Source organism: Burkholderia sp. Bp8991 (assembly GCF_003853795.1).
Lineage (GTDB): Bacteria > Pseudomonadota > Gammaproteobacteria > Burkholderiales > Burkholderiaceae > Burkholderia.
Genome location: NZ_QTQJ01000041.1, coordinates 11,951 through 25,290, shown reverse-complemented (window position 1 = coordinate 25,290; position 13,340 = coordinate 11,951). Strand labels below are relative to the sequence as shown.

The window sequence follows — 13,340 nt, the reverse complement described above, 5'->3', positions numbered from 1 at the left end:
GCGATGGCGCGCCGGACGCTGCACGTCGCAACGGGAATCAATCGTCTGCCGGGGGCTGTCCGGTCAGCACAACGACAAGGAAGGGAGGGGCCGGCAATGAGGCTGGACGACGAAAGAGAAAGCGTGAACGTCGAGGATCGACGCGGTGGCGGCGGGTTCGGCGGCGGGCGTGCGACGATCGGCATCGGCACGATCGTGGTCGCGCTGGCCGCATCGTATTTCTTCGGGATCGACCCGCGCGTCGTGCTCGAAGGCGCATCGGCGCTGCAGGGCCGCCAGCAGCAGGCGCAGCCCGCGCCCACGCAGCACCAGGGCGCGCCGGCGAACGATCCCGGCGCGGTATTTACGCGCAAGGTGCTCGGCAATATCGAGCGCACGTGGACGGGCGTCTTCAACACCCAGTTGCATGCGCAGTACGAGGCGCCGAAGCTCGTGATGTTCACGAACTCGACGCCGACCGCGTGCGGCACCGGCCAGACCGCGATGGGGCCGTTCTACTGTCCGGGCGATCGCAACGTGTACATCGATCTCGGCTTCTACGACGAACTGCGCAAGCGCTTCGGCGCGGGCGGCGATTTCGCGCAGGCCTACGTGATCGCGCATGAAGTCGGCCATCACGTGCAGAACCTGCTCGGCATTTCCGACAAGGTCGATGCCGCGCGCCGCCGTTCGAGCGAAGCGCGCTCGAACGCGCTGTCGGTGCGGATGGAACTGCAGGCCGACTGCTTCGCCGGCGTGTGGGCGAACAACGCGCAGCGCGCGAACCAGCGGCTGATGGAGCCCGGCGATTTCGAACAGGGGCTGAAGGCGGCTGCTGCGATCGGCGATGATCGTTTGCAGCAGCAAGGCCAGGGCTATGTCGTACCGGAGAGCTTCACGCACGGCACCAGCGAGCAGCGCGTGTACTGGCTGCGGCGCGGGATGGAGTCGGGTGAAGTAAGCGCCTGCGACACGTTCGCCGCGAACGCGCACTGACGCGGACCCTGACTGACAGGATGCGGCGCACACGCTGCCGCGCCGCCGTTTCGCGGCTGCGCGTGCGGCCGCTCCGCAGGTTTCGCTGATCATTCCGATCGTGCCCGATCGGCGCGCGCGATGTCTCGCGCCACCCTCGACGTCCATTCTCGACTGCACGGCTTGCGGCGCATGCCTACGCGACGCGGATTCTGTCGTCGGGTCGCCGCCGGCGCGTGCGATGACTCGCGTCACCCTCGACAGCCATCATCGTCCGAACGGCTCGTGGCGCAAGACTTCCCGTCGCAGGCTCCGTTGTCGCGACATGGCCGGCAGCTTCGTCATCCGCCCCCTGCGGACGAATTGCCGATTTGTGCTCACCGGCCCATTTCGGCGCGGGTAGGCTGGCCCGACCTTCGACGCGTTCGGCCGCTGGCCGCTCCCATCATGCCGACCTCATCCGCTTCCGCCGACCACGAAGCCGCCGACTGGCAGCGCGCGCTGCGCGCGTGCGTCGATGCGTTCGACGCATTTGCGAGCCCGTCCGCGACCGTGTTCTACCGGCTCGACCTCAGCGGCGAGCCGGCCGATTTCGAGCTGTTCGGGATGCCGGAGGCGATGCATCGCACCTACATCGCGCGCTACCGGATGCTCGACCCGCTGCACCCGTCGCGCTGCGCGGCAGGTGAACGTGCGGTCGTGACGCTCGCGTCCCAATTGCCTGACGAAAGACGCGATGCGTCCGCGTACTGGACCCGTTTCCTGCGACGGCACGATGTGGCCGACGTCGTCGAGATCTGGCTGCGCGACGACGCGGGCCGCACGGTCGGCGCGTTTTCGCTGCTGCGCTTCGGGACGGGCGACGCGGACGGCAACCGCACGGCGGGCCGGTTCGCATCAGGCGAGATCGACGCGCTGGCACGGCTGCAGCCGGTCGCCGAAGCCGCGCTGGCCCCGCTGCTGCGCGCGCGGCGCGGGATTCACCGGATCGGCTGCGAGGAGCGGCTGACTTACCGCGAGGAGCAGATCGCGCGACTCGTACGCGACGGCCGCTCGAACAAGGAAATCGCACGCGATCTCGCGCTCGGCCAGCCGACCATCAAGACACATCTGATGCGCATGTACCGGAAGCTCGGCGTGTCGAACCGCACCGAGCTGGTCGGCGCGTTGTTCCTGTAGCTTTTCCGCATCCGCATCCGCATCCGCATCCGCATCCGCACCGGCACCCGCACCCGCACCCGCACCCGCACCCGCACCCGCACCCGCGTCCGCATCCACGTCCACGTCCACGTCGCACCGATCGCACCGCATCGCACCACGCCACACCGCGCCATCGATCCGACGATAACGCGACGCTCGCACCCCGCCATTCCACGTTCCCGAGTCACCCGCGTTCCGGTCCCGCACGCGCTTGCCAATTTGCGCTCACCGGGCGCGATCCCCCGTCGATAAAGTGGTTCGACACCCGCATGCCGAAGCGCATGCGGCCCAGTCATGACAATCATCGAGACGCCCATGAGCACCACGAACTTCGTCGCGGTCAGCGACACCGTGCGCACCTTCGTCGCACGCGACTTCGGCCTTTTCATCGACGGCGCCATGCAGCGCGCGCACTCGCCCGCGCGGCTCGACGTGTACGACCCGGCGATGGGCGAGCGGCTTGCGACGGTCGCCGATGCCGACGCGCACGACGTCGACCGCGCGGTCGCGAGCGCGAAGCGGGCATTCGACACCCGCGTGTGGAGCGGGCTGCGCCCGGCGGACCGCGAGCGCATCCTGCTGAAGCTCGCCGACCTGATCGAGGCCGACGCCGAAACGCTCGCGCAGCTCGAAACGCTGAACCAGGGCAAGTCGATCCATGTGTCGCGCGCGATCGAGGTCGGCGCGAGCGTCGAATACGTGCGCTACATGGCCGGCTGGGCGACCAAGATCACCGGTCAGACGCTCGACGTGTCGATCCCGTTCCCGCCCGGCGCCCGCTATACGGCCTATACGCGCAAGGAGCCGGTCGGCGTGGTCGCGGCGATCGTGCCGTGGAATTTCCCGCTGATGATCGCGGTGTGGAAGCTGATTCCGGCGCTCGCGGCCGGCTGCACGATCGTGCTGAAGCCGTCGCCGGAAACGCCGCTCACCGCGCTGCGTCTCGCCGAACTCGCCCTCGACGCCGGTGTGCCGCCCGGTGTGTTCAACGTCGTCACCGGCGGCCGCACGTGCGGCGCCGCGCTGTCGAGCCATCCGTCGATCGCGAAGATCTCGTTCACGGGTTCGACCGCGACCGGCAAGCTGGTCGGCGCGGCGGCCGTGCAGAACATGACGCGCTTCTCTCTCGAACTCGGCGGCAAGAACCCGATCGTGATGCTCGACGACGTCGACGTCGCGCAGGCGCTCGACGGCGTCGCCGCCGGCGCGTTCTTCAACCAGGGGCAGGTGTGCGCGGCCGCGTCGCGCATTTACGTCCATCGCAGCAAATTCGCGCAGCTCGCGGACGGCCTCGCGGGCGTCGCGCAGTCGATGAAGCTCGGCGCGGGGCTCGATACCACCGCGCAGATCAACCCGCTGGTGTCCGCGCACCATCGCGACAAGGTCGTCCAGCACATCGAAGGCGCGCGCCGCGCGGGCCTCACGTTCCTCGCGGGTGGCACGCCCGCCGACGACCTGCCCGGCTACTACGTGAAGCCGGCCGTGATCGCCGATCCGCATCCGGACAGCGCGATCGTACGCGACGAAGTGTTCGGCCCGGTGATCGTCGTCGTGCCGTTCGACGATGCGGCCGACGCGGTGCGACTCGCGAACGCGTCGCCGTACGGCCTCGCCGCGAGCATCTGGAGCAACGACCTGAAGCGCGTGATGAACCTCGTGCCGCAGATCGAGGCCGGCACCGTCTGGGTGAACTGTCACATTCCGCTCGACCCGTCGATGCCGTTCGGCGGCTACAAGCAATCGGGCATCGGCCGCGAGTTCGGCCAGTACGCGATCGAAGGCTTCACCGAAACCAAATCCGTCTGCATCGCGCACTGACGCGCGGCGCCTGCTCCGAACACCACGAACCCCGCGAACAACCCGAAAACCTCGAACCCCGACCCCGGACGGTCGAGGTTCAAACGATCCGAAAGTGGAGATTGCAATGAGCTACAACGAAGCGAAATTCTGGCACCCGATGCTGCACCCGAACGAAATGAAACAGCGCAAGCCGATCCGCATCGTGCGCGGCGACGGCTGCTACGTGTTCGACGAAACCGGCAAGCAGTTGGTCGACGGCGTCGCGGGCCTGTGGAACGTGAACGTCGGGCACAACCGCCAGGAAGTGAAGGATGCGATCGTGCGCCAGCTCGACGAACTCGAATACTTCCAGCTGTTCGACGGCATCTCGCATCCGCGCGCGGAAGAGTTGTCGAAGAAGCTGATCGACATGATGGAGCCGGAAGGGATGCGCCGCGTGCTGTACAGCTCGGGCGGCTCGGACTCGATCGAGACCGCGCTGAAGATCGCGCGCCAGTACTGGAAGGTGCGCGGCCAGGCCGACCGCACCAAGTTCATCTCGCTGAAGCAGGGCTATCACGGCACGCACTTCGGCGGCGCGTCGGTGAACGGCAACACGGTGTTCCGCCGCAATTACGAGCCGAACCTGCCCGGCTGTTTCCACGTCGAGACGCCGTGGCTGTACCGCAACCCGTTCACGCAGGATCCGGAGGAGCTCGGCCGGATCTGCGCGGAAATGCTGGAGCGCGAGATCCAGTTCCAGAGCCCCGACACGGTCGCCGCGTTCATTGCCGAGCCGGTGCAGGGTGCGGGCGGCGTGATCGTGCCGCCGGCCAACTACTGGCCGCTCGTGCGCGAGGTGTGCGACCGCTACGGCGTGCTGCTGATCGCCGACGAAGTCGTGACCGGCTTCGGCCGCAGCGGCAGCCTGTTCGGCAGCCGCGGCTGGGGCGTGCGCCCGGACATCATGTGCCTCGCGAAAGGGATCTCGTCCGGCTACGTGCCGCTCGGCGCGACGGCCGTGAACGCGCGGATCGAGGACGCGTTCGCCGCGAACGCGGACTTCGGCGGCGCGATCATGCACGGCTACACGTACGCAGGGCACCCGGTCGCCTGCGCGGCCGCGATCGCGAGCCTCGACATCGTCGTGAAGGAAGACCTGCCGGCGAACGCGGCGAAGCAGGGCGCGTATCTGCTCGAAGCGCTGCAGTCGTTCCCGGAACGCTTCGCGGCGGTCGGCGAGGTGCGCGGCAAGGGGCTGATGCTCGCGCTCGATCTCGTCGCGAACAAGCAGACCCGCGAGCCGATCGACCCGCTGTCCGGCTATGCGAACGCGGTCGCGGAAGTGGCGCGCGAGCACGGCGTGCTGGTGCGGCCGGTCGGCACGAAGATCATCCTGTCGCCGCCGCTCGTGATCCAGCGCGAGCAGCTCGACCGGATCGTCGACGCGCTCGCGGCGGGCTTCGAGGCCGTGCCGTTCGCATGAGGCGGTGACACGGGAAGCGCATGACGCCGAACCGGCGGTGGAGGGCGGGATAACCCGTTCGCCACCGCCGGTTTGCCGATTTGCGCTATGACCGGATTATTTTGCCTGCGTATTTTTTCGACATCGGATCAGGTTTGGATCGACAGGGGCCCGGGTGCCGGCGCTTGAGCGCCGCCCCGGGCCGATCGCGAAGCATGGCTCGGAGCGGGCGCCGCAGCGCCGGTTCCGGCCCGAAAAGGGAAGGAGACGAAGATGTCGGGATGGTCTGGAATGACCGGCGCAGCGGGCGACACGCCCGCCGGTGCGTCGGCTGAAGCGGGCGGCGGCACGGTGCTGAAGGCCGGTGCGGTCGGGTTTCCGACCGCGCTGGCGAGCGCCGTCGGCCTCATCATGGCGAGCCCGGTGATTCTCACCGCGACCTCGGGCTTCGGGATGGGCGGCTGGGCGTTCGCGGTCGCGATGATCATCGCGTTCGTGATGATGCAGGCGCAGGCCACGACGTTCTCCGAAGCCGCCGCGATGCTGCCGACGGCCGGCTCGGTTTACGATTACCTGTCATGCGGGCTCGGCCGCTTCTGGGCGATCACCGGCACGATTTCCGCGTATTTCCTCGTGCACGTGTTCGCCGGCACGGCGGAGACGATCCTGAGCGGCATCATGGCGCTCGTGAACTTCGAATCGCTGAACGCCGCGCTCGAGAAGCACAACAGCTCGTGGCTCGTCGGCGTCGGCCTCGTGGTCACGTTCGCGATCACCAACATCATCGGCATCAAGGTGTTCAGCAAGCTCGAGATCGTGCTGACGGCCGGCATGTGGCTGTCGCTGATGATCTTCGGCATCCTCGGCCTCGCGGCCGCGCCGGCCGTGCATCTCGACGGCTGGTTCGGCGGCTCGGAAGTCGGCACGTCGGTGCCGGCCGTGCTGTCGCTGGTCGGGATGGCGATGTTCATGTTCGTCGGCTGCGAGTTCGTCACGCCGCTCGCGCCGGAAATGAAGGCGCCGGGCCGCACGATTCCGCGCGCGATGGCGCTCGGCCTCGTCGGCGTCGCGATCTGCATGTTCCTGTACGGCGCGGCGATCCGGCGCCAGGTCGCGAACGTGCCGGTGAGCCCGGACGGCCTCACGCACCTGCTCGACACGCCGGGCGCGATTCCCGCGTTCGCGCTGCAGGTGCTCGGGCCCTTCGGCCGCATCTGGTTCGGCATCGCGTTCCTGTGCGCGGGCGCCGCGACGATCAACACGCTGATGGCCGGGCTGCCGCGCATCCTGTACGGGATGGCGATCGACGGCGCGCTGCCGCGCTGTTTCGCGTATCTGCATCCGCGCTTCAAGACGCCGGTGGTCGGCATCGTCGCGTCGGCGATCGTGCCGATCTTCCATGCGTGGCTGATCAACGGCAACCTCGACAGCATCCTGCACCTCGTGCTCGCCGCGACCTGCGCATGGGGCACGGCGTACCTGCTCGTCACCGCGTCGGTCGTGATGCTGCGCATCCGCCGCCCGGACCTGCCGCGCCCGTACCGTTCGCCGCTGTTCCCGCTGCCGCAGATCGTGTCGAGCGTCGGCATCGTGCTCGCGATCTGGTACATCACGCCGCCCGGCATGAATGCGCGCGACATCTACGTGCCGTTCGGCGCGATGCTCGGGCTCACCGCGCTGTACGCGCTGTTCTGGACGCTCGTCGTGCAGCGCCGGCATCCGTTCAGGCCGGTGCCGGTCGAGGAAGTGCTGCGCAACGAGCACGTCGCCTCGTGAGGGCCGCGCTCGCCCGCTGGCGCGCGGCGCCCGACGCACCGCCGCCCGGCCACCGGCCCGGCGCGATCGCCGCGCGCGTGCTCGCCGACCTCGGTGCGGTGCGCGACGCGAACGGCGGCGCTGCCGAAACGCTGGCCCGGCTGCCGAACGGCGTGCGCGTGAGCATCGAAGAGCGCGTCGACCGGCAGTTCCTGATGCATACGGTCAGCGTGCAGGTGTCGATCAGCGCGGACGGCCCGGCCGCGCAGGGCCTTGCACGCGTGCTGCAGACCGGCTGGCTGCGGCGCACCGGCATCGCGGCCGCGCCCGAGCCGGGAGGCGACCCCGGATTCGCGCGGACGGTGGCCGCACTCGCCGCGCAGCCGTCGCTCGCCGACGCGTTGCGCCCGTTGCACCTGACCGACTGCACGATCGCCGCGCGCGACGGCCGCTGGACGCTCGCCGTCGTGCCGTTCGGCGGCAGCGAGGTCGTGAACCGGATGCCGTCGTTTCGCCGCTACGTGCGCGTGACCAGCGAGCAGGCCGCCGCGCTGTCGGCGGCCTGTCTTGCATTCGAAACTGCACTACGCGGAATTTTGCGGGGGTAAGCTGTGGCGCTGCGTGCCGTGCGGCCGCAGCGTGGAATCAGGGTTTTACCGGAGATGCCGATGCTGTTCCAGTCACGCTCACACGAAGACGTGCATGACCACGGGCTCGCGATCGCGGGTTGGCATCAGGTCTACCGCCAGATGACGCCGGGCCGCTTCAGGGGCACCGTCACGCAGGTGCTGTACGACGACTTCCATTTCTTCCGCGAGACGACCAACCGGCGTGTCGCGCAAACCGGCCTCGCACCGGCCGGGCGCACGTCGCTCGCGGTGCCGCTGTCGGTGCCGCTCGCCGGCACGTTCCAGAGCCAGCCGGTCGACGGCTATGCGCTGCTCGCGCTGCGCGCCGGCGAGGATTTCGAATTCCATACGCCGGAAGGGATGGGACTGGTCGGGATCAGTGCGGCGTCGGACATGGTCGACGAGCTCTGTGAGGCCGAATTCGGTGCGGCCGGCGCGCGCAAGCTGCGGCACGTCACGCGGCTGTCGGACGCGCAAGGCGTCGCGCTCGGCGCGCGGCTGTCGTCGCTGATCGATGACGCGCAGCGCAACCCCGGCTGCCTCGAATACGCGGCCACCCGCAAGATGTTCCGCGACACGATGCTCGGCATGTTCCTCGATGCGCTCGAGCAGGGCATCGGCGTCGAGCGCCGCGACATCACGCACGCCACCTACAGCGATATCGTCAGCCGCTGCGAGAAACACCTGCGCGACCGGCCCGAGGAACCCGTCACCGTGCTCGAGCTGTGCCGCGCGCTGCGCTGCAGCCGCCGCACGCTGCAGACGAGCTTCCAGCGCGTCGCCGACGTCACGCCCGTCGGCTATCTGCGCACGATCCGGTTGAACGCGGTGCGGCGCCTGCTGCGCACGACGTCCGCGCATCAGCTCGGCGTCGGCGAGGCCGCAGCAAGCTGGGGCTTCACGCATCTCGGCTATTTCGCGCGCGAGTATCGCGACCTGTTCGGCGAGCTGCCGTCGCAAACCTTGCGCCCCGAATGACGTCTTCGCATCGCGACGGCGCCGCCGGGCGCCGCCGCGTGTCGCCCGTTCCGTTCGCTTCACCATTTGCTGATTTGGGATAGGGGTCCCGAATTTTCGCTGGATAGAGTCCTGTCACCGAAATCGACAACACCATCGGTTCGCACTGCGAATCGATGACAACAGAGGGACGGGACATGAAGATCGGACGAAGACTGGCCGCGGCCGCGGCCACGCTGGGTTGCATGCACGCGCACGCGCAGACCTCCGGCAGCGTGACGCTGTACGGCACCGTGGACACCGGCGTCATCTATTCGACGAACCAGCAGTTCACGCGCGCCGACGGCAGCACGGGCGGCGGCCATGCATGGCAGATGGGCGGCGGCAACCTCGTGCCGTCCCGCTTCGGATTCCAGGGTGCCGAGCCGCTCGGCGGCGGGCTCGACGCGGTGTTTTCGCTCGAACAGCAGTTCCTGTCCGCGAACGGGCAGGCGCTGCAGGGCGGCACCGCGTTCAGCCGGCAGGCGTGGGTCGGGCTGCGCCAGGATGCGATCGGCACGCTCGGCCTCGGCCGGCAATACGACTCGTACACGGACATGCTCGGCGCCTATGTATCGAGCAACAACTGGGCGACGCCGTACGGCTCGCACCTCGGCGACGTCGACAACCTGAACGCCGCGTTCAACTTCAACAACGCGGTGAAGTTCACCAGCGCGGATTTCAACGGCCTGACGTTCGGCGGCACGTTCAGCTTCGGCGGCCAGGCCGGCGACTTTTCCGCGAAGCGCGGCTATGCGGTCGCCGCAACCTACACGCGTGCGCCGGTCGCGTTCTCGGTCGGCTATCTCGACCTGCACCAGCCGCTCGACGCGGCGCTCGGCGGCGCGAGCGGCTATATCGGCGACTTCGCGTGCAGCAACCCGGGCGCGATGTACTGCCTGCTGCAGGACGCCGGCTCGATGCGCGCGTTCGGCGCGGGCGGCTCGGTGACGCTCGGCGCGGCGACGCTCGCGCTGACCTACACGCACACGCGCCTCGGCGACAGCCGCTATTTCTCGACCGGCGCGCAGCCGCGCACGCAGGCGTTCACGTTCGACATCGGCGAATTGAACGTCACGTACATGTTCACGCCCGCGCTGCAAGGCGGCGTCGCGTACATCTTCAACGCCGCGCACACGGACGGCCGCGGCACGACGCGCTTTCACCAGGTCAACGTCGGCACGAACTACAGCCTGTCGAAGCGCACCGCGCTGTATGCGGTCGCGATCGGCCAGATCGCGAGCGGCACGGGGCTCGGCACCGACGCGAACGGCAATGCGGTGAACTACGCGCAGATTCCGGTGCTCGCGAACAGCAATTCGAGCCGGCAACTCGCGGTGATGGCCGGGATTCGCGTGAACTTCTGACGGCACGCACACGGTGGCACGGGCGGTGGGCGGGGCGGGCGGCCGCACCGTCGGCCGCTTTCGCCGCGTGCCACAAATTCTTAACGATCGACGTGAACAATGGCGTTCGCTTCAGGCCGCCCGAAGCGTCGCCCGCGTTGCACACGTGTGCAACGCCCGGCGGCTCGCCACCACGCCGATCGAGAGAGACCACATGACCCTGCTGAGCCGCCTGCGCGCGCTGTCCGCCGCCGTTGCGCTGTCCCTTGCCGCCTCGCACGCCTTCGCGGCGGACCTCGTCATCGCGGGCCGCGACGACATCTACGGCAAGGGGCTGGCCGACGCCGTCGCCGGCTTCACCAAGCTGCATCCGGGCACCGACATCGAGTTGCTCAAGCTGCCGAACGCGAACCTGTACCAGAAGCTGAAGCTGTCGATGCGCGAAGGCACCGGCACGTACGACCTCGTGATGATGGACGATACGTGGGCACCCGAATTCATCGGCAACGGCTGGCTGAAGCCGCTGCCGGCAGCGCTCGCCGACGCCGATCTCGTGCCGTCCGCGGTCGCGCTCGGCCGCAACGCGGCGGGCGCGCTGTACGCGCTGCCGATCGTCGGCAACGTCGAGATGTTCGCGTACCGGAAGGATCTGCTCGCGAAGTACCAGCTGCAGCCGCCGCGCAACTGGGACGACGTGCTGAAGATCGCGCAGACCATCGGCGGCGCGGACAAGAGCGTGTCGGGCGTCGTGTTCCGCGGCACCAAGGGCAACCCGGTCGTGACGGGCTTCCTGCCGATCCTGTGGGCCTACGGCGGCGACGTGTTCGACCGTGCCGGCAACGTGACGATCGATTCGCGTGAGTCGCAGGCCGCGCTCAAGACTTTCCTTGCGCTGAAGACCGCCGCGCCGAAGGACGTCGACGTGTACGGCGCCGCCGAGGTGCGCGACGCACTGCAGCGCGGCACGGCCGCGCAGTCGATCGAGGTGTGGCCGGCGTGGATCCCGGCGCTCGACGATCCGAAGCAGTCGCGCGTGGTCGGGCAGATCGCGCTGCAGCCGCCGCCCGGGCAGACGGCCGGCCCGGCGCCGATGCTCGGCATCTGGCAGATGGGCATTCCGAAGGATGCGCCGCACGCGAAGCTCGCGCAGGATTTTCTGGCCTACCTGAGCTCGCGCGACACGCAAACGCGTCTCGCCGGGATCGGCATTCCGCCGACGCGCCGCAGCGTGTTCGCCGATCCGGCGCTGGTGCGCCAGTACCGCTGGTACCCCGATCAGCTGAAGGCGCTCGAGGCTGGCCGTGCGCGGCCGCGCGTGAAGGACTGGCAGCAGGTCGAGAGCATTCTCGGCGACCAGCTGCAGCTCGCGCTGACCGGGCAGGCCGCTCCCGACGCCGCGCTGCGCCAGGCGCAGCAGAAGATCGCGCAGGCGATGGCCGCGGCCGGCAAGTGACGGCACGCCGCCACGCATCGTCCGGAAACCGCGCATGAAAGCCCTCGGCCGCAGCCTGCCGTTCGTCGCGCTGCTCGGGCCCGCGCTGCTGGTGCTGGCCGCGCTCGCGCTGTACCCCGTCGCGCAGGTGCTGATCGACTCGTTCTGCCAGGTCGACTATGCGGCCGGCCGGCGCGCGTTCATCGGGCTCGCGAATTATCGCGCGGTGCTCGGCGACGACGCGTTCGCGGCCGGTTTCGGCAACACGCTGCGCTTCACGATCGCGGCGTCGCTCGTCGAGGTCGGGCTCGGCTTCGGTCTCGCGCTGCTGTTCGTGCGCGCGTTTCCGGGGCGGCGCATTGCGCTGCCGCTCGCGATCCTGCCGATGATGCTGTCGACGCTCGTGTGCTCGGCGATCTGGCGCAACTGGCTCAACTTCGACGGCTTCCTGAACGCGCTGCTCGCCGCGTTCGGCGTCGAAGGCGTGCGCTGGCTGTCCGATCCGCATCTTGCGTTGTGGTCGCTCGCGCTCGTCGACGTGTGGCAGTGGACGCCGATGGCGTTCCTGATCGTGCTGGCCGGGCTGCAATCGATCCCGCAGGAACTGTACGAAGCCGCGCGCACCGACGGCGCGAGCGAATGGCAGTGCCTGCGCGACATCACGCTGCCGCTTGCGGCGCCGCAGATTGGCCTCGCGCTGCTGCTGCGCTCGATCGACACGTTCAAGCTGTTCGACAAGGTCTACGCGCTGACGGGCGGCGGCCCCGGCAACGCGACGCAGACGCTGTCGACCTACATCTACGACACGGGCTTCCGCTTCTTCAACGTCGGGCCGGCGAGCGCCGCGTCGGTGCTGATGCTCGCGGCGTCCGCGCTGCTCGTTTCGGGGTACGTATGGCAGACGGTTCGCAAGCGGCGCGCATGACGGCGCGATCCGCGTACCTCGCGCACGCGCGAAAGGGTGCCGCGTTCGCGCATGCCGCGCCGTGGGCGCTGCGCATCATTGCGCTCGCGCTGTTGTTGCTGCCGTGCCTGTGGATGGCCGGCGCGGCGTTCATGCCGACGCTCGAACGCCTCGATCATCCGCTACGGATCTGGCCGGCTGCACCGACGTTCGAGCATTTCGCGTCGGTGTGGTCGAACGGTATCGGCGCGCCGCTCGCCAATTCGCTGCTGGTCGGGTTCGGCACGACGCTGCTCGCGCTGACGCTCGCGTTTCCGGCCGCATACGCGCTCGTGCGGCTGCGGTTTCCGGCGCGGCTGGATGTGCTGTTCCTGATGCTCGTGCTGGCCTTGAAGCTGATGCCGCCGATCACGATCGCGGTGCCGCTGTTCGCGCTCGCGAAGCGGTTGCATCTGCTCGATTCGACGCTCGGGCTGATGCTTGCTTACCAGATCTACGCGCTGCCGATGGCGATCTGGATGCTGCTCGCGTTCGTGCGCGACGTGCCCGTCGAATACGAGGAGGCCGCGTGCATCGACGGCGCGGGGCTCGCACGGCGGCTCGTGCAGATCGTGTTGCCGCTTTGCGCGCCGGGGCTGATCGCGACCGCGATCTTCGTGTTCATCGCCGCATGGAACGAGTTCCTGATCGCGCTGCTGTTCGTGTCGACGCCGAGCCGCTTCACGCTGCCGCTCGCGATTGCCGGCTACGTGACGGAGAACGGCATCGACTGGGGCGACCTGATGAGCGCGGGGCTGCTGGCGTCGCTACCGACCCTTGCGGTGGCCGGCTACGTGCAGCGCTACCTGCTGCGCGGCTTCGCCGGCGGGCTGAAGTGACG

11 protein-coding genes are annotated in these 13,340 nt (G+C 68.8%); all 11 read left to right on the top strand.

All coding sequences use genetic code 11. The features are described from left to right. Positions 1-96: 96 nt before the first annotated feature. The 11 genes from DIE02_RS31420 to DIE02_RS31370 all read left to right on the top strand — a co-directional run bounded on the left by DIE02_RS31420 (position 97) and on the right by DIE02_RS31370 (position 13,338). The gene (locus DIE02_RS31420; RefSeq protein ID WP_124489049.1) at positions 97-975 is read left to right on the top strand and encodes a neutral zinc metallopeptidase; all 879 of its coding nucleotides are present in this window, start codon (positions 97-99) and stop codon (positions 973-975) included. Positions 976-1,401: 426 nt separating this feature from the next. Further along, complete coding sequence (locus tag DIE02_RS31415) at positions 1,402-2,133, top strand: LuxR C-terminal-related transcriptional regulator (protein ID WP_124489048.1); 732 nt, start codon at positions 1,402-1,404, stop codon at positions 2,131-2,133. A gap of 336 nt (positions 2,134-2,469) precedes the next feature. After that, entirely contained in the window at positions 2,470-3,972 is a 1,503-nt protein-coding gene (locus tag DIE02_RS31410) for an aldehyde dehydrogenase family protein (RefSeq protein ID WP_124489047.1), read from the top strand. A gap of 106 nt (positions 3,973-4,078) precedes the next feature. Continuing rightward, a complete protein-coding gene (locus tag DIE02_RS31405; RefSeq protein WP_044846672.1) occupies positions 4,079-5,419 on the top strand; it encodes an aspartate aminotransferase family protein in 1,341 nt (446 codons plus the stop codon). A 252-nt stretch (positions 5,420-5,671) separates the two neighbouring features. Then, entirely contained in the window at positions 5,672-7,174 is a 1,503-nt protein-coding gene (locus DIE02_RS31400; RefSeq protein WP_124489046.1) for an APC family permease, read from the top strand. Beyond that, a complete protein-coding gene (locus DIE02_RS31395; RefSeq protein ID WP_124489045.1) occupies positions 7,171-7,761 on the top strand; it encodes a DUF3156 family protein in 591 nt (196 codons plus the stop codon). The genes DIE02_RS31400 and DIE02_RS31395 overlap by 4 nt, the downstream gene beginning before the upstream one ends. A 60-nt stretch (positions 7,762-7,821) precedes the next feature. Beyond that, positions 7,822-8,760, top strand: coding sequence for a helix-turn-helix domain-containing protein (locus DIE02_RS31390; protein ID WP_044846726.1), 939 nt, complete (start codon positions 7,822-7,824; stop codon positions 8,758-8,760). Between the two features lie 176 nt (positions 8,761-8,936). Beyond that, a complete protein-coding gene (locus tag DIE02_RS31385; RefSeq protein WP_124489044.1) occupies positions 8,937-10,145 on the top strand; it encodes a porin in 1,209 nt (402 codons plus the stop codon). A 193-nt stretch (positions 10,146-10,338) separates the two neighbouring features. Further along, entirely contained in the window at positions 10,339-11,577 is a 1,239-nt protein-coding gene (locus DIE02_RS31380; RefSeq protein WP_124489043.1) for an ABC transporter substrate-binding protein, read from the top strand. Positions 11,578-11,611: 34 nt separating this feature from the next. Continuing rightward, on the top strand, positions 11,612-12,481 hold the full coding sequence (locus DIE02_RS31375) for a carbohydrate ABC transporter permease (protein ID WP_124489042.1): 870 nt from the start codon (positions 11,612-11,614) through the stop codon (positions 12,479-12,481). Then, a complete protein-coding gene (locus DIE02_RS31370) occupies positions 12,478-13,338 on the top strand; it encodes a carbohydrate ABC transporter permease (RefSeq protein ID WP_044846678.1) in 861 nt (286 codons plus the stop codon). Before DIE02_RS31375 ends, DIE02_RS31370 begins: the two co-directional genes overlap by 4 nt. Positions 13,339-13,340 lie beyond the last annotated feature (2 nt).